Source organism: Candidatus Tisiphia endosymbiont of Xenochironomus xenolabis (genome assembly GCF_964264705.1).
In the GTDB taxonomy this organism is placed as follows: Bacteria; Pseudomonadota; Alphaproteobacteria; order Rickettsiales; family Rickettsiaceae; genus Tisiphia.
This window is the reverse complement of the sequence record NZ_OZ183473.1, coordinates 1,125,609-1,141,379: the sequence shown is the minus strand read 5'-3', so window position 1 is coordinate 1,141,379 and position 15,771 is coordinate 1,125,609. Positions and strand designations below refer to the sequence as shown.

Genomic DNA, 15,771 nt, shown 5'->3' with positions numbered 1-15,771 from the left:
ACCTACTATTTAATGAGGTGTGTTTTTATAAACTTGACAGCAAACTGTATCCCCCTATCATCAATAGAATGTGTAAGATTTGGTATTTTGTATTTACTATAAGGAATATCATATTTCTCTAGATATTCTACTGTTTCATCCATACTACTTACATCAACCACATCGTCTAATTCGCCATGTATCACGCAAACTGGTGTAGTTTTATTGATACATTCTTGTGGGGCAATTAATCTGCCAGAAAACCCTACCATAGAATCAAAAGGTTCTTTTTGTATAAAATTCAAATATAACCCCATCATGGTACCTTGCGAAAAGCCAATTAGGATAGTATCTTTATTAGTTAAATTTAATTCTGCTTGTTTCTTTTGGATTATGTCAGTAACTAAGCCAGTATTTTTAGCAACTAATTCCCTAACATAATCAGGGTTACGGTTATTTAAACTAAACCATTGTCGACCATAAGGTGCACTATCAAATTTTTCAACGCCATGTGGGGCAATAAAGTGACAATCGGGTAATTCTTTAGACATAAAAGGAACTAATCCTATTAAATCATCGCCATCTGAACCAAGCCCATGTAATAATACTACAAGTTTTTTACATTCACTGCTCAAACTTTTTACTTCTGGGTAAGATAATATTTCATTTTTAGTCATTTTTTAAGTTCCTATAGTTAACTTAGCAATAGTTCTATTAGCTTCTTCTAGCTCTTGTTTAGTATTTACTCCAACCACTATGTCGTGGTTGGCGGATAGCAAATACGATACTTTTTCGCCATTATCCTTAACGATTTTTACCAGTTCCGTTAAATACAACTCTTTTGATTTGTCAGGATTCTTTAAAAAAATAGTAGGTAAATATTTTTTTAATATACCATTGGCAAAAGCCATAATACCAGAATTACAAGTTGTTATAGCTAATTCTTCACTCGTTGCTTGTTTAAATTCAACAATTTTCAAAAAATTTCCTAGTTTATCAGTAACTATTCGCCCATATTGCCCAGGATTATCTCGCTCAAAGCACAAGGTTGTTATGGCAGAATTTGTCGAAACTAGATGTTTTAGTAAATCATTAATAATCTCTGGCGTAATTAAAGGATTATCTCCATAAAGTACGGCTATAATTTTATTGTCATCAATTAAGTCCAAAGCACTATATACCGCATGAGCAGTACCAAGAGGTTCTGGCTGTAAAACAAATTTACAGCTATCTTTATAACAAGCAATATGTTTTTCTAATTGCCAGGAGTGGACTAAGATAACTTCATTGCTAACTTGTTGGGCATTGGTTATTACCCTATCAAGCATCGATTTACCACCAACTTTATGCATTACTTTTGGTAAGGTAGATTCCATTCTTCTACCATTACCTGCAGCTAGAACAATAACTTGGCAATCCATATTAAACGTCCTTCATAGTTTCATAAATTGCATCAGATAATTCATAATTACCAAAAACTTTTTGCACATCATCACTTTCTTCTAAAATATCTACTAATTTTAACAACTTCTCGGCTTTATCATTCTCTTCTATAATTATGGTATTTTTAGGCACCCAACCTATGTAAGATTCTTCAGGATGTCCATATTTACTGGTCAGAAATTCAAGAGCTTGCACAAAGTTCTCAATATCTGTATAGATTAAATATGTATCTTCTTCAGAAATCATATCTTTTGCTCCAGCCTCTAGGCTACTTTCAAACATAGCTTCTGCTGTGGCTAAATTTGCCGGATATTGTACTACTCCGAGATGATCAAACATATAGCTGACACTGCCCGTTTCACCTAAATTGCCACCAAATTTGCTAAAAGCCGCCCTAATCTCCGCAGCCGTACGATTTTTATTATCAGTTAAAGCCTCTATTATTATTGCAATTCCACCGGGAGCAAAGCCCTCATATCTAATTTCGGTATAATTTTCGTTGTTATTCGAATCACTTGCCGCACTTATTGCCTTATCTATTCGATCCTTTGGCAAATTTTGACTCCGAGCGGCAGCCATGCTACTCCGCAACCGTGGATTATTACTTATATCAGCCCCTAATTTAGCAGCAGTAATAATTTCTCTAACTAACTTAGTAAAAATTTTTGCCCTTTTTTTATCTTGTGCACCTTTTCGATGCTGGATATTTTTAAATTTTGAATGACCTGCCATGTTGTAATCTTAAATCATTATTGAGTAAGCCGAATGTATCAGAAGGCAATTTAAAGTCAATAGTAAATTCCTCAAGTTTTTTCACTATACTTTATTTTTTACTTTAATAAAACTGTATATCGTCTTATATTGTCTAACTATAACATATAGAATTGAGTCCACTAAGTACTATTTATGAAAAAATTTATAATAGACTTGCTGCATAAGTCAAAAATAGTTGAAGGATTTTTAGGAGAAACGAAGCCGAGTACCGCAGTGTACATAAACGTACATGAGGAGCGAAGGCGAGTTTCGACGACAAAATCATCAACTAGATTGACTTATGTAGCAAGTCTAATTTTATATCTCTTATTTGCTCACGATTGCCTAGCATCAGAACCTCAGGCATGGCAAATGCTGTTACAGACTCCAGCCAGTCATCTTATGGAAGAGCTTCAGGAGTTTCATAATTTCCTACTGCTCATATCAGGAGGAATAGTTGCTTTTATCATTGTTTTATTAATTTATGTTTGCATCAGATTTAATGCCAAAGCCAATCCTATTCCAGCAAAATTTTCTGATAATATATTGGTTGAAATTATTTGGACGATAATTCCTATAGTTATTTTAATTATTATTGCTGTACCATCATTTCGTGTTGCACGTATTGCAGAAGATATTCCTGAAATAGACATGACGGTTAAAGTTGTAGGATATCAGTGGTATTGGCACTATATCTACCCTGATCATGATAATATGGAATTTGATAGTTGTTTAATTACTGATGAAAATTTAAAACCTGGTCAAAAAAGATTATTAGAAGTTGATAATCGTATTATTATACCAGAAAATACTACCGTAAAATTTTTAATTACTGCAGGGGATGTTATACATAGTTTTGCAGTACCAGCATTAGGTATAAAGCTCGATGCTGTGCCTGGCAGAGTTAACGAAACCTGGACTAAAATTAGTAAAAAAGGTGTGTATTATGGTCAGTGTTCAGAGCTTTGTGGTGTTAATCACGGCTTTATGCCTATTGCCATTGAAGTAGTAAGCAAAGAAGAATTTCAAGATTGGTTGATTGCGGCAAAAACAAAATTTTCTATGAAAGTAAAGACAAACGTTATTGCGATGAAACCATGAGGACGACGAAGCAATAAATTGTCATTTTCGTTTCGGTGCGGAATCTAAGACCCCTGCTTACGCAGGGGTGACACTAAGTCGAGCAAGGATAACATTAACTAAATGAACAAGAGCCATATGGTAAGCCATAATAATCTTTATCCACATATTTACCCAAAACATGTTAAAGAAATTATATTTTTAAAACATTTTATTCACAATCCTAACATAATAGTAGGGGATTATAGTTATTATCATGATAACCATCACCCAGAACATTTTGAATGTAATAACGTTGTAGGATATTATCAGTGTAAATTAATTATTGGTAAGTTTTGTACTATTGCTAGAGGAACGACTTTTATTGCGGATGATGTCAATCACCCAATGGATGGTTTTTCTACTTATCCATTTTTTATTTTCGAAGGTTGGAATAATTATACGCCAACTCTTAATAAAGGAAGGAGTACAATAGTTGGTAATGATGTGTGGTTTGGTACTAATGCAGTCATTATGCCGGGAGTCACAATAGGAGACGGAGCAATTATTGGAGCATATGCAGTGGTTACTAAGGATGTACCACCTTACTCTATCGTTGCAGGTAATCCTAGTAGAATTATTAAAAAAAGATTCTCCGATGATATAATTAATGAGTTAGTACAAATAAAATGGTGGAATTGGGATTATGATAAAGTTACTAGAAATATCAAGCTCATAGTAGGAGCAGATATTGAGCAACTTAAAAAGTGTGAATAGGTATAGTCAATTGATGAGAAGTTGGGGACGTTGTCGCTCGTCGCTCGCCTATTACTTATAGGCGTCACTCCATCGCTCCTAGCCCCAAATTCTCCTGAATTGACTATAAAACGTAGACGCCTATGCGAAATATGCTACTCTTTATGACTTTTCTGCTATAATAATCTCAAGATATAAAAGGATAATTTATGAATCAAACAACAGATCATCACCAAACTCCTAAAGGTATAAAAAGATGGATTTTCTCTACCAATCACAAAGATATTGGCATTATGTATATTATATTTGCCATATTTGCTGGGATCATTGGTGGGTTATTTTCTGTTATTTTTAGACTAGAATTAGCAATGCCTGGTGGGCATATATTAGGGGCAAATTACCAACTATATAATGTATTAATTACTGCTCATGCGATAATTATGGTATTTTTCATGATTATGCCAGCTTTATTTGGTGGGTTTGGTAATTATTTTGTACCAATTTTAATAGGTGCACCGGATATGGCTTTTCCAAGGCTAAATAATATAAGTTTTTGGCTGCTTGTTCCTGCTTTTATGTTATTAATGCTTTCGGCTTTTGTTGATGGTGGTGCAGGTACTGGCTGGACGCTTTACCCCCCTCTAAGTACTCTAGTGGGACATCCTGGGGCGGCAGTCGATATGGCTATTTTAAGTTTACATATTACAGGGCTTTCTTCTATTCTTGGTTCAATCAATATGATTGTTACTATCTTTAATATGAGAACCGATGGTATGGGGTTATTTGAAATGCCTCTATTTATTTGGTCAATTTTGGTTACTGCCTTCTTGTTGATACTAGCAATTCCAGTATTAGGTGGTGCAATAACCATGTTATTAACTGATCGAAACTTTGGTACTACTTTCTTTAAACCTGAAGGGGGCGGAGATCCAGTATTATTTCAGCATTTATTTTGGTTTTTTGGTCATCCAGAAGTATATATCGTAATATTGCCAGGGTTTGGGATAGTTAGTCAGGTTCTTTCTACTTTCTCTCGTAAGCCGATATTTGGTTATTTAGGTATGGTGATAGCTATGGTAATTATAGGGTTTGTCGGTTTTATAGTTTGGGCTCATCATATGTTTACTGTTGGTCTTTCATACAATACATTAATCTATTTTACCGCTGGTACAATGATTATCGCGGTGCCTACTGGTATTAAAATATTTAGCTGGATTGCCACAATGTGGGGAGGATCAATTACTTTTGAAACCCCTATGTTGTTTTCCATAGGGTTTATCTTGTTATTTACTATTGGTGGAGTTACCGGCATAATATTATCAAATTCGGCAATCGATAGAATTTTACATGATACATACTATGTGGTAGCACATTTTCACTACACTATGTCGCTTGGGGCTTTATTTACTGCATTTGCTGGATTCTATTATTGGTTTGGTAAAATGTCAGGAAGACAATATCCTGAAATGATGGGCAAAATTCATTTTTGGATTACGTTTATCGGCGTTAATTTGACATTTTTCCCTCAGCATTTTCTGGGATTAGCTGGGATGCCAAGAAGAATACCGGACTATCCGGACGCTTTTGCCGGCTGGAATATGGTATCATCTATCGGAGCAGTTATTTCCTTTATTGCGGCTCTTTACTTTGTATTCATTGTTATTTACACTCTGAAATATGGCAAAAAATGCCCAAATAATCCTTGGGGCGATGGGGCTAATACTCTCGAATGGACAGTATCTTCTCCTCCACCATTCCATACTTTTGACGTACTACCTAAAATTTAATAGAGGAATAATTTGATAGGTGAACATATATATTGTGGCTTTTGGCGAAGAATAGCAGCTGGATTGTTTGATTACATTATTATGACATTAATATGTACAGTTATAGGTCTTGTATGTATAATTGTGGGTGTTGTTTGGCTTTTTTTAACAAATATTTCTTTTTTTTTTAGCGGAAATATTTATGGATTGGACTTTTCCAACCACATTACTACTATTCTTATATATTCCAATATTCGAGTCATCTTCAATGCAAGCAACTCCTGGCCGTTATATCTTGGACATGAAAATTATAAACAAAAATGGTACTCGAATAAGCTTTTTTAAATCTTTGTTTAGATTTATTACATTAGTATTGATAAATAGTACTGGGATATTGATAATCCCAAATATTGCTTGCATTATATGTACCAATGAAAAAGTGTTTCTACATGACATATTGTTTGGCACCAGAATGATAAGGCGATAAAGTTTAGTAGTTAGCTAACCCGATTAGTATTTAGCCATAGTAAACTAACGTCTATTAGTGATGAAGCGTAATGTTAGTCGGGTTAGCAATTCCTCACTTCGCCAATTAAAACCCCCTTATCCTTGCTATTGATTTGTTAGATCGCTCTTTGATAAAATTCAAAAATTGACTAACTGAATCAACTATATCATCATTTTTGCAATGTGGGAAATTTAACAATTCATTGAGTAATATACTATTAAAAGCCGACTGTTTTGGCAAAACTACGGCTGTAGATTGAAATAAAGCTAAAACTGAGGAGAATCTAGTAATTTTATCAAGCCGGGGCTTTATGGCAACTATATTAACAATCCCATCTAATCTTAGGTCTTGTATAACTTGCTGACCACTGGCTTTATCTTCAATTAATATATATCTAGGACAATATTTCTTGGCTAGTTTTTCTACTTGCCCCTTTAACTCTGGATAAGTAACTTTTTGCCTAAACATTGATACAAGATAATATTTCTTATCTAAAATACCCCAAGAGGTACAAACGCTATAATCAGCATTTTCTGAAATTTTAATGGCGGTATCCCAACTTTGCACAAAATAATCAAATTTTTTTGGTATGGTTTCATAAAAACTAATATCCTCAATATTTAACAATATACAATTATTAGATATTGGCTCTTGCAAATATTGAGCAGCATAATTATGCACACCAATTTCTTGTTCTAATTTTATCAGATAATCAGGATTATCGCGAAAACTATGCAAAATATCACCTGTAACATATTGATATTTATACTTATTGATTGAAAATATTTGTTCTCGTTTTGCCATAGCTGGAATTTTTAAATGATGCCAACAATTGGAATTTGCCAATAAATGTCCGCTTAAATCTTCTTCATGTAATCTTTGCATAACTAATACTATTGCTCCGGTATTTTTATTATTAAGCCTAGTGACAAAAGTTTGTTCAAACCATTCAATCACCCGTTTACGCATTTTGGGTGAATTGATTTGAGTAGGGTTATGTGGGTCATCAATAATGAGTATATCACCCCCCTCACCTGTTGCCGAACCACCAACTGACGTAGCAAACCTAAAACCATTATTATTTGTCAGAAATTTACTTTTTTGATTATGTTTTTTACTTAAAATAGTCTTCGGAAAAATTTGCTGATACCAATCGGAAGTAAGTACCAAACGACAATCTAAAGAATGTTTTACACTTAATACTTGAGAATAGCTGGCGGACATAATCCTTTTTGTTGGATCATGTCCTAATATCCAGGCTGGCCATGCTACTCCAATACATACAGATTTTAGAGACCTAGGCGGCATATTAATGATTAGCCTCTTAATATCTCCATTCTGTACTGCTTGCAAATATTCAGCAATTAGCTCAATATGCCAATTGGCTTGATATTCTACTCCAGGATTAATGGTATTAAATACTTTATTGATGAAACTATTAAAATCTTGCCTCAATATTGCATATAATAACTTCTTCGGATAAGTCATTGATATTTACTCAAAAATTCAGCTATAATTTCTTTGTCCTCTTCTTTCATTATGGTGTTTTCATTTAAATACTCATCTTTGCTAAGTTTATTTAGCTGAATAATTAAATTGACTAATTTATTCAGCGTTTCAGTAATATTCTTTTTAACTACTATCTCCCCCTTGGATTTTTTTGATTCTAGCTCATCTATTTCATCTTCAAGCAGAGAAACTATCTTAGCAATAAAACCATATAATGTAGTAATTGTATCGTTTGTCATAATCTATCTCCACCATCTATTGGTTTAAGACCGACAAGAGATATCTTCTCGTTCAAAGTCATAAAACTAGCATTGGAGATTTTAGCCCATAAATTCTCTCGTTTTTCGGTCAATGCTGAAATACTATCCCGATCAAAATCAATAATAATCTCCTCTTGATACCAGTGAGACAACCAGTTACCTAAGGCGTCTGATAATTTATCAAGCAACGGAATTAACGTCTCTTCCCACAGAGCTAATCTAGCTTCTTGCATATTACTATAAGTATTATCACCATTGATACCTAACAATTGAGGGGGAATACCAAAAGCTAAAGCTATTTCCCTAGCTGCAGAGTTTTTTGCCTCGATAAAATCCATATCCTTGGGATTAATACTCATTTCTTGCCAGTCAAGTCCACCTTCTAAAAGAAGAGGCTTACCAGAATTATTACTACTGGTAAATTTTTCGGTAAGTTGCTCGTGTAACCTATCAAACTGCTCATCACTAAGATAACCATTAGTTTCTTTGACTATCAATGCTCCACTTGGACGAGCTCCATTCCTCAGTAAAGAACTATTCCAGCTAGTAGCTTGCAAATGCAGATCGATTGACAAGGAAGCCGCATCAAGGCAAGATAATCCATAATAACAATTGGTAGGATGATAGTTTTTCAAATGTAACACCTTGCTCATTCGATCAATTGATGAAATAGGATAAATTCTTTCTCCACTGCTATTTATATATCTATATGCTACTGGAGAATTCCTCTCTAATACTAATTCAGTCGAATTGGCAGGTAATAAGTAAATTTCTCGGGGACGATTATTTATTAATGTTACTAAAATATAAGCATTACCATATAACAGCTTACTTGCTATCACTTCACCAAAAAAATCTGCTCCAGCTTTTTCTGGATTAGGTTTTTTCAATAAATTATAAACAGGATGATTTGGCATTTTTTCAAAAGCCCCTCGATTGTTTTTACTAACTATCCAAGGGACATGACTTGCTGACTGGGCTATTAAATTCACACATCGATAAACTATAACATTTTTACGATATGCCTCTATCCCAATTTTTACATCCCTAAATTCTGAATTCCCTAAACTATTAAAATCAATAAATGTATGAGATTTACAATTTTTGGCTTTAAAGACCTTTCTAAGATATTCTGTTATCATACTTACCTAAAATAAATTTCTTGTAATTACTTATAACATTATTTTATTGCTGCACTAAGTGTTGACGCATAAATATTTGTCAAATATTTAAATTTTTTTTATTGCATTACATACCTCCCTTGATTACAAATAAATCAACTAACCAATAAACACGGAAAAATAATATGTCTAAGGATAATTAAGATGACCAAAAGACCAAAACATGACCAGTTATTTAAGAAGATAATGGGCAATGAAATAGCAGCCCAAGAATTCTTAGAATATTATTTACCGAATAATTTTAAAGAAAAGATAGACTTATCAAAGATCAAAATAGAGCAAGAAAGCTATATTGAAGAGAGTTTGAGACGAAAATATAGTGACATAGTTTATTCGGTAAAAACTAAAAATGATGAGAGTGCATTCATCTATGTTTTGCTTGATCATCAATCGACATCTGATTATTGGATGGCACTAAGACTTTGGAGGTACACGTTATTATTATGTGAAAGGCATAAAAAGAATGAGGGTAAGCTACCATTAATTTGTCCGATTATCATGTATAATGGTGTAGATAAATATCATGCTCCAAGGAATTTATGGAATTTATTTACGGATTCTGAGCAAGCTAAAAAACTGATGACGGAAGATTACCAATTGGTAGATTTACAGAGTATGTCTGATGATGAGATAGTGCAGAAGAAACATTTAGGGATGATGGAATATGTGATGAAGCATATACATCAGCGAGATATGATAAAATTATGGGAGCAGTTTTTAGAAAGGTTTAAGTTAGAAATATTAGTGGATAAAGAGAATGGTTATATTTACTTAAGATCGTTTTTATGGTATACTGATGCCAGATTGCCTGAAGAAAAGCAATCGGAATTAGAACAGTTACTAGCTAAATATTTATCTGAAGAAGAAAAAGGAAATATTATGAGAACCATTGCACAAAAATATATAGATGAAGGAGAAGCTAGAGGAGAAGCTAGAGGGGAAGAGAAAAAAGCTATGGCTGTAGCTAAAAATTTACTTAAAGTTGGTGTGTCAATTGATATCATCTCTACATCCACAGGATTGTCTAAAAAAGCAATAGAAGAGTTGATGGTATAATAGGAAAAGCTTTAGCTAAGAAAATGTTTATAAGTCTGGCATCTGTATACCAAATACCAAAAATAACACCAAAAGGCTTAAGCAAAATATGAATATACCAATAATAAGATGACCAAAAGACCAAAACATGACCAGTTATTTAAGAAAATAATGGGAAATGAAATAGCAGCCCAAGAATTCTTAGAATATTATTTACCGAATAATTTTAAAGAAAAGATAGACTTATCCAAGATCAAAATAGAGCAAGAAAGTTATATTGAAGAGAGTAAGGTGGTCCCCTTTGTCTAGACAAAAATTTAGATAAATAGAGATATAATTCACAAAAATTAAATTGTTGTTTTTATACAATATTTTTTTCAAAATATACACATTCTGGAGTTTTATAATCCAAAGTTTGATGCATCCTTTGTCTATTATAAAAGTCCATATATTAGTTAATTGCTATCTTTGCCTCCTTTACTGTTGTTAAAATAATCCGATAAATTTTTTCCTGTTTTAATGATCGCCAAAAACGTTCAATAAAAATATTATCTAAGGCTCGTCCCTTACCATCCATACTAATCAAGATATTATGTAGCTTTAGCATACTAATAAAATTCTCCGAGGTAAATTGTACTCCTTGATCAGTATTAAATATTTTTGGCATACCATATTTTTCTATAGCGTCTTCAAGGGCTGTTACACAAAATTCACTTTCCAAACTAATGGAGATTCGCCAACTTAGAATATAACGACTATACCAGTCAATAATAGCTACTAAATATACGAACCCTTGGCTCAGTCTTATATAACGTTATATCTGTACTCCAAACCTGGTTTGGCAATACTATTTCTAATCCTTTTAGTAAATAAGGATATATTTTATGTGCCTGATTCCTCTTGCTTAAATTTATTTTAGGATAAACAGCTTCAAGACCCATTATCTTGTAGTAACGTCTAACAGCTTTACGACCTACCGAAAAACCTTGGGCTTGTAAATATTTAGCCATCCGCCGCATACCATAATATGGATGCATAGTATAGGTCTCATCAATTATTGCCATAATCTTGATATCTTGTTCACTAATACCAGTAGGTTGGTAGTAATAGGTTGACCTGCTAATATCCAATAACTTACACTGTTGTACAATTGTTAACTTATTATGATTAGGCTCTATCATATTACACCTAACCTTTAATTCCAAACAATGCAGATTTTTTTTTGAGCCAGTCACACTCAACGCTTAACTGACCAATTTTCTCATATAGATTCTTGATTAACCCCTGCTGATTTGGGTCAGCACTCTGTGTTTTATTCTTAAAACCTTGTACTAACAACTCAAGACCTTGTTTTTTCCAGTTACTTATCTGTGTTGCATGAACACCATACTTACTGGTTATCTGGGCTATTGTTAGCTCTCCCTTAATTGCTTCTATGACAATTTTGCCTTTCTCCTCAGCACTATATTGCCTTACTTGTTTTTTCATCTCTAGCTCTCCTTGTTTGCTAAAGAATTCTATCTCATTTTTCTTATTTTTCTGTCCAAAATATTGGAACCATTATAATTAATCCGGTAACCTCACCACCTATTCTATACTCTGCTACTTGCATTTTATATGGATCATTGCTAGCATCTTCAAGTATCTTGTTAGCATATTTAACTGCTTGATCCATTCTGTCTTCAACAGATTTCACTGGCTGATCTTTTCTAGCTTCTATTTCTGCTAAACATTTATTATATATACCTTCTATATGATCTATTGCACTTGGATCAAGATGACTACCACTTAACGCAATTATTTGGGCTTTCTCTTCTGCTGTTAGTTTACTATATATTGTTGCACTATTTACATCCTTTCCCCCTTGCTCATCTTTGTTAAGGAACAACATTGAATAGTCGAATGGTTGATTATTCTTGGTTTGACTGGCGACAAGCAACTTTGCCACTCCCTCTTCAGTCCATTTAAACTCGGTTGATTCAGCAACTGGCTTGTTGCTAGCTGGTATGCCTGGAGGAACAGTAATTTGCGGAGGGGGCTTTCCTAGTAATTCTAGTGGCAGTGCTATCTCGCCGCTACCAGCTGCATTAAAGCTATAGAGAGGCTTTCCGCTTGCTGTTGCTCCGCCTGATGATCCACTTGGTGGTTTTGGCAGTGGAGGTGGAGGCTTTGGTACTCCTGAAGACGCAGTTATCGGACAGGCTATGTTCTGTAAGAAATCAGACGAGTACTTACCTTGAGTGCTACCGGATATAGCATCATATATGCTGCCACTATTATTCGAACCTTTATTAGAAAAACTAAAATATTGCTGGTTAGTTGGGTTATAACCGATAGTAATTGCCTTACCACCCTGACTTTTGCCATAAGATTGCAGCATCTTACCATTTTCAAAGACATAGATCGGCTGTTTCAATGAAGATGACAATAATACCATTGAATAGTCATTACCAACCATAGAACCTGACTTTCTCGATAGCGAATCGATCCATAGTAAACTGGCGTCATTGCGAGGAGTAGCTTTGCTTCGTCGGCTCACGCCTTCTCGCAATGACGTAATGTTGCAAAGTGACCTTCTCGCTAGTAGACCTCTGTGAATTTGGTGTAATATTAGCCGGGTTAGCTATAACTAGTTTCCCCTGAATAAGATTTAACATAGCAACTAATTTTCTTAACTTGCTATAATATACACTACAACACCACTAGCACTAAGTAGCAGAATGAAAAAAAAATATAATAATTTAGAAGAAATTATTATTAATCATATTGAGTATAAAGCACTTTAATTATTTGCTATTTCGGAGAAATGATATTTTTTATCATTTCTATCCATCAATTCATACATCTCTTTGGCTCCAGTATAAACTTTAGACCATTCTGGGTGATTTAAATAATCTGTATTTGGCTTTCTCTCACCTATTTCAAAATCTAACAAATCAGAAAACCATTTACAAAATTTCTGAATTTGTTGTGCTTCATCTTCGTCATATAATATCTCACCAATATTGCTTTCTCTATAGTCATCTAAATCACACCAATTATATAATGTATCTAGTACATAGTATTTCAAACCATCCCAATAAGAATGAGGAGATTTTTTTTTTAGCAACTCTTCCATTTGCCAATCCCGGTCTGCTAAATATTCTAATGCACCTTTAATATTAATGCGTACTTGTGGATATAATAAAAACTTTACTACCATATATCATTACCTTTAATCTGGTTTGTAAAAACTTTTCCATTTAACCCAGATATCTGCTGGAATATGGGCATCTGGATGAGCTGATGTTTCTTTTAAACGAGGATTATTATTAATTTCAAACCAATAGGATTGATCGTGATTATATCCTTTTTCAAAATCTTCTCGACGAATTTTATACATATTATTTGTTTTACTATCGTACATAATATAATTGTTACCAGTATGATCAACAACTTTACCATTATATCTTATTGCCACATGATCACCCCTTTGGGTTGGATAGTCCGCAGCTGGATTTCCTTGATCTATCCTAATAGCATGTTTACCAGCTTTATCTTGCACTTCCCATCTTAGTCCTACTCCCTTTCTCTCATATATAGGCATACCAAACTCTCCTGGCACTTTTTCAACAAGTTTTGATAGTTGAGTCCAATTTTCATATTGTTTAAGAGACGTTGTATATTGTTCTAGTTTAAGGTCTACAGGTTTTGTAATGCCGGTAACATTCTCAATATGTTTTTTCAATGATAGATCACTAGCTACATTTGATGTCCCTAATTTCACTTCCCCAACTTCTGAAGTTGATAATTTTTGCTCAACCTTAGGAACCACAGATGAGGGTGTGGGTTTGATTTCCAGTGGGATAGGTTTGGTTAGGACATTCTCACCAAGAGCTGTTAATGAACCACCTTCAATGGCTAGCATTTTTTCTTCAAAAGCTAGCATAGCACTTGGGGTGGTAGATATACCTGGCTTATGTGGGATATGCTGGATCGTTGCTGGCACCGGTGAGGTAAGACCAATCTTGAGAGCTGAGCCTGCTCCTTGTAATATTAACCCGTCGGTAAACAGGTTTAATGTTACTTTAGTATTATCTGGTAACCCATGATAGAACTCTGATAAATTCTGATAATACTCTTTAGGCAAATATTTTTTAGCTATATCCTTGCTAAAATCTTTTACTGTAGCAATTAATTTATTGGGAATATAGCCAACAACTGCTAAAGTTTGTGACCCACCTTCAACAGTACTGATTTGGTGGACAACTTGCTGCATGCCACAATCTATTAAATCACCAACTGTTGACCATGCCGCAAGTGGCAAATTACCACCATATGTAGGGTTTATAAGACCGCTTAAAGAATTCTGCCAAACATCGTTGAGGCTTTTTGCTTGCCCTCCTGGTTCTACCCTTTTAAGTGGTATATATGTTTCCCCACCGACTGCGTAAGCTTGTTGCATTCGGGCTTCATCCCGGGCAAGTTGCTTAGCCGCAGCATCACGCATATTCTGCCCAGCAATTTGCAGGATGTTTTGGTAATATTACTGCTGTTTGTCTTGTGCTGCCTGTTTATCGGCTGTTAGAGTAGCTAGCAAAAATTTAGCTCCTGATAATTCCGCTGGACTTAAGGGTTTCGGTTGAGGAGTTGATGGTGATGGTGGGTTTAAGGGTTCTTTAGGCACAATCGGACAGGCTATGCTCTGTAAGAAATCAGACGAGTACTTACCTTGAGTGCTACCGGATATAGCATCATATATGCTGCCACTATTATTCGAACCTTTATTGGTCAAACTAAAATATTGCTGGTTAGTTGGGTTATAACCGATAGTAATTGGTTTACCACCCTGACTTTTGCCATAAGATTGCAACATCTTCCCATTTTCAAAGACATAGATCGGTTGTTTCAATGAAGATGACAATAATACCATCGAATAGTCATTACCAACCATAGAACCTGACTTTCTCGATAGCGAATCGAGTACTAGATCGCCGCTGGTCAACCACGGAAGATTGGTATCTGGAGCTTTATTAGTTCCTCCAGCGGGTTTAGGGTAAGGAGGACCACCACTCAGTTTAGGAATAGCACCACCATAGCTAGCAGGACGATAAGCAGCAAGTTCAGCCTTTCTAATGTTAATTTCTTTCTTATACTCATTTAATAGTTTCATTTGATCATTTTGGTAATTCTCAAGCAACTTATCGGTAACATAACCAATACTACTACCTACAATCGGATTAACTAGCTTCCCCTGAATAAGATTTAACATCGCTTTGCCAACCATATTACCTATCTCCTTAGATAAATCGGCAATTTTACTATCCTGCTCGCTACTACTCATTTCCATAGTTTGGTCTTTAAACTTAGCTTTGGCTCTTCCCCCTGCTCTATTAATGCTAGTTTCTATATTATGTTTTATATCATCTATGATCGGTTCTAATTTGCTTGCTATATCTATCATACCGCCTACTCTATGGACAACATGTATAGCCTTTGCCAAACCACTCTGCTTAGCTGCAGCAGAAGATATTCCAGACACT

At 34.5% G+C, this 15,771-nt stretch carries 19 protein-coding genes; 6 read left to right on the top strand and 13 right to left on the bottom strand.

Annotated features, from left to right (window positions below):
* Positions 1-5: 5 nt before the first annotated feature.
* From ACFELY_RS05550 to ACFELY_RS05540, 3 genes are read right to left on the bottom strand one after another with little or no spacing between them, the layout of a single operon-like run.
* Positions 6-656, bottom strand: a complete 651-nt coding sequence (locus tag ACFELY_RS05550) for a dienelactone hydrolase family protein (protein ID WP_341759069.1) — start codon at positions 654-656, stop codon at positions 6-8.
* Between the two features lie 3 nt (positions 657-659).
* Entirely contained in the window at positions 660-1,400 is a 741-nt protein-coding gene (locus ACFELY_RS05545; RefSeq protein WP_375333858.1) for a sugar phosphate nucleotidyltransferase, read from the bottom strand.
* 1 nt (position 1,401) lies between these two features.
* Positions 1,402-2,154, bottom strand: coding sequence for a YebC/PmpR family DNA-binding transcriptional regulator (locus ACFELY_RS05540; protein ID WP_375333857.1), 753 nt, complete (start codon positions 2,152-2,154; stop codon positions 1,402-1,404).
* Between the two features lie 174 nt (positions 2,155-2,328).
* On the opposite strand from ACFELY_RS05540, the gene coxB reads away from it, so the two are divergent.
* The 4 genes from coxB to ACFELY_RS05515 all read left to right on the top strand — a co-directional run bounded on the left by coxB (position 2,329) and on the right by ACFELY_RS05515 (position 6,243).
* Complete coding sequence (gene coxB, locus ACFELY_RS05535; RefSeq protein WP_375333856.1) at positions 2,329-3,276, top strand: cytochrome c oxidase subunit II; 948 nt, start codon at positions 2,329-2,331, stop codon at positions 3,274-3,276.
* Positions 3,277-3,393: 117 nt separating this feature from the next.
* Positions 3,394-4,011 carry a CatB-related O-acetyltransferase gene (locus tag ACFELY_RS05530; protein WP_375333855.1) on the top strand — a complete coding sequence of 206 codons (618 nt, stop codon included), beginning with the start codon at positions 3,394-3,396 and terminating at the stop codon, positions 4,009-4,011.
* Positions 4,012-4,199: 188 nt separating this feature from the next.
* Complete coding sequence (gene ctaD, locus ACFELY_RS05520; RefSeq protein ID WP_375329711.1) at positions 4,200-5,777, top strand: cytochrome c oxidase subunit I; 1,578 nt, start codon at positions 4,200-4,202, stop codon at positions 5,775-5,777.
* Between the two features lie 181 nt (positions 5,778-5,958).
* A complete protein-coding gene (locus tag ACFELY_RS05515; protein WP_375333854.1) occupies positions 5,959-6,243 on the top strand; it encodes an RDD family protein in 285 nt (94 codons plus the stop codon).
* Positions 6,244-6,348: 105 nt separating this feature from the next.
* Here the strand turns inward: ACFELY_RS05515 and terL are convergent, their stop codons facing one another.
* The 3 genes from terL to ACFELY_RS05500 are packed head-to-tail and all read right to left on the bottom strand — an operon-like array spanning position 6,349 to position 9,175.
* Positions 6,349-7,752 carry a phage terminase large subunit gene (terL, locus tag ACFELY_RS05510; RefSeq protein ID WP_375333853.1) on the bottom strand — a complete coding sequence of 468 codons (1,404 nt, stop codon included), beginning with the start codon at positions 7,750-7,752 and terminating at the stop codon, positions 6,349-6,351.
* Complete coding sequence (locus tag ACFELY_RS05505) at positions 7,749-8,012, bottom strand: hypothetical protein (protein WP_341749493.1); 264 nt, start codon at positions 8,010-8,012, stop codon at positions 7,749-7,751. Before ACFELY_RS05505 ends, terL begins: the two co-directional genes overlap by 4 nt.
* On the bottom strand, positions 8,009-9,175 hold the full coding sequence (locus ACFELY_RS05500) for a phage portal protein (protein ID WP_375333852.1): 1,167 nt from the start codon (positions 9,173-9,175) through the stop codon (positions 8,009-8,011). The genes ACFELY_RS05505 and ACFELY_RS05500 overlap by 4 nt, the downstream gene beginning before the upstream one ends.
* 183 nt (positions 9,176-9,358) lie before the next feature.
* Between ACFELY_RS05500 and ACFELY_RS05495 the strand changes: the two genes are divergently transcribed.
* Together ACFELY_RS05495 and ACFELY_RS05490 are read left to right on the top strand one after the other, a co-directional pair.
* On the top strand, positions 9,359-10,270 hold the full coding sequence (locus ACFELY_RS05495; protein WP_375333851.1) for an Rpn family recombination-promoting nuclease/putative transposase: 912 nt from the start codon (positions 9,359-9,361) through the stop codon (positions 10,268-10,270).
* 108 nt (positions 10,271-10,378) lie between these two features.
* A complete protein-coding gene (locus ACFELY_RS05490; RefSeq protein ID WP_375333850.1) occupies positions 10,379-10,558 on the top strand; it encodes an Rpn family recombination-promoting nuclease/putative transposase in 180 nt (59 codons plus the stop codon).
* 142 nt (positions 10,559-10,700) lie between these two features.
* Here ACFELY_RS05490 and ACFELY_RS05485 read toward each other — a convergent pair whose 3' ends face one another.
* The 7 genes from ACFELY_RS05485 to ACFELY_RS05455 all read right to left on the bottom strand — a co-directional run bounded on the left by ACFELY_RS05485 (position 10,701) and on the right by ACFELY_RS05455 (position 15,770).
* Positions 10,701-10,997 (bottom strand): transposase, encoded by a 297-nt coding sequence (locus tag ACFELY_RS05485; RefSeq protein ID WP_375334153.1) that lies wholly within the window; start codon positions 10,995-10,997, stop codon positions 10,701-10,703.
* 16 nt (positions 10,998-11,013) lie between these two features.
* Positions 11,014-11,430, bottom strand: coding sequence for an IS3 family transposase (locus ACFELY_RS05480; protein ID WP_375333849.1), 417 nt, complete (start codon positions 11,428-11,430; stop codon positions 11,014-11,016).
* Between the two features lie 7 nt (positions 11,431-11,437).
* The gene (locus ACFELY_RS05475) at positions 11,438-11,737 is read right to left on the bottom strand and encodes a transposase (protein WP_375333457.1); all 300 of its coding nucleotides are present in this window, start codon (positions 11,735-11,737) and stop codon (positions 11,438-11,440) included.
* 43 nt (positions 11,738-11,780) lie between these two features.
* Positions 11,781-12,707 carry a hypothetical protein gene (locus ACFELY_RS05470; RefSeq protein ID WP_375333848.1) on the bottom strand — a complete coding sequence of 309 codons (927 nt, stop codon included), beginning with the start codon at positions 12,705-12,707 and terminating at the stop codon, positions 11,781-11,783.
* Between the two features lie 324 nt (positions 12,708-13,031).
* Positions 13,032-13,451, bottom strand: coding sequence for an SCO4402 family protein (locus ACFELY_RS05465; protein ID WP_375333847.1), 420 nt, complete (start codon positions 13,449-13,451; stop codon positions 13,032-13,034).
* Between the two features lie 12 nt (positions 13,452-13,463).
* The gene (locus ACFELY_RS05460) at positions 13,464-14,738 is read right to left on the bottom strand and encodes a hypothetical protein (RefSeq protein WP_375333846.1); all 1,275 of its coding nucleotides are present in this window, start codon (positions 14,736-14,738) and stop codon (positions 13,464-13,466) included.
* A 36-nt stretch (positions 14,739-14,774) separates the two neighbouring features.
* Positions 14,775-15,770 (bottom strand): hypothetical protein, encoded by a 996-nt coding sequence (locus tag ACFELY_RS05455; protein ID WP_375333845.1) that lies wholly within the window; start codon positions 15,768-15,770, stop codon positions 14,775-14,777.
* Position 15,771: the final 1 nt, after the last annotated feature.